The organism is Ralstonia sp. VS2407 (assembly GCF_052950655.1).
The window spans coordinates 1-445 of sequence record NZ_JBRFVG010000331.1; the positions used below are offsets into that span (position 1 = coordinate 1).

The 445-nt window shown below is 71.7% G+C and carries 1 protein-coding gene; it reads right to left on the bottom strand.

Annotated elements, in window-relative coordinates; genetic code table 11:
- Positions 1-49: 49 nt before the first annotated feature.
- Positions 50-331 carry a hypothetical protein gene (locus tag ACU8YE_RS25310; RefSeq protein WP_446930330.1) on the bottom strand — a complete coding sequence of 94 codons (282 nt, stop codon included), beginning with the start codon at positions 329-331 and terminating at the stop codon, positions 50-52.
- Between the last annotated feature and the right edge of the window lie 114 nt (positions 332-445).

Genomic DNA, 445 nt, shown 5'->3' on the forward strand with positions numbered 1-445 from the left:
GGCGCGCGGGGATCGAGGTGGGCGAAGACGCCCAGGAAGGCGCGGTCGCTCACGAGATTACCCCCACAGGCTCAGGATCGTAGGACGGCAGCTCGGCGTGGTGGACGAGCGTCAGGCCGGCGGTGGTGCGGGCGAGGACCGCGCCTGATGCGTGCAGGTCGAGGGCCGCGAGGCGGTCCAGGAAGCCCCGCGCCTCCGGATGGCTCGGATGCAGGAGGGCAGAGCCGCCCGGCAGACGGTCGATCCACTCGACGATCTTGATCTCTTCGCCCGTCATCGCGTCAGGGACGACGCGGCGGCCGGCGAGCGGATGCTCCTTGGGGTGGGGCATGTCAGGCGGCCTCCGACCGGGCTTCGCGGCGAGCGAGAATGGACAGCCGGGCGCGGATCGAGTTGGGCGGCCGGCCGAGAGCCCGACCAATCTCGCTGGGGTTCTTGCCTGCAG

Coding starts and splice junctions, on each gene's coding strand:
- ACU8YE_RS25310 (WP_446930330.1), bottom strand. CDS start 331: ATGCCCCACCCCAAGGAGCATCCGCTCGCCGGCCGCCGCGTCGTCCCT.